The organism is Clostridium coskatii (assembly GCF_001675205.1).
In the GTDB taxonomy this organism is placed as follows: domain Bacteria; phylum Bacillota; class Clostridia; order Clostridiales; family Clostridiaceae; genus Clostridium_B; species Clostridium_B ljungdahlii.
The window spans coordinates 1-587 of sequence record NZ_LROR01000004.1; the positions used below are offsets into that span (position 1 = coordinate 1).

The window sequence follows — 587 nt, forward strand, 5'->3', positions numbered from 1 at the left end:
AAAAGATAAAATGAGAAATAAAAAAAGATTTTTAATTTGGAATTTTATTTTTGCACTTTATATTTTTGGAGTTCTACATTTTACGGGTGCTGGAACATTATATAATATTAAAATGTATGGATTCAAAATAAACCCAAATGAGATTAATTTGATACCCTTTTCTGGAAATATAGATATAATAGAGTATGTTTTAAATATCATATTGTTTATTCCTCTTGGATTTTTAATTCCACTAATTTGGACAAGTTGGAACAAATGGAAGTCCATAATTATTGGAAGTTCTTTTTCTATATTAATAGAATTAAGTCAGCTTTTCAATACTCGATGTACAGATATTGATGATTTCATACTGAATACTTTGGGAGCAATAGTAGGTTATTGTTTATATAAGATGCTTAATAGAGTGAAAAAGAAAGATATAAAGACAAGTTATTTGGAAATAGAACCTTTTATATTTATTTGTGCTATGTTTTTAGGACGTTTCTTTATATTTAATGAATTTGGTTTGGCTAAAATTCTTTATAAATTTTAATCAATGTTAAAATGAACGTTTATATGTATAAAAATAGATCACATGCTGGAATTAA

The 587-nt window shown here is 24.2% G+C and carries 1 protein-coding gene; it reads left to right on the forward strand.

The genetic code is table 11. From position 1 onward, the window contains the following. Window positions 1–532: VanZ family protein (locus tag CLCOS_RS00025; RefSeq protein ID WP_065080036.1), on the forward strand; the 532-nt coding region annotated here is incomplete at its 5' end. Window positions 533–587: the final 55 nt, after the last annotated feature.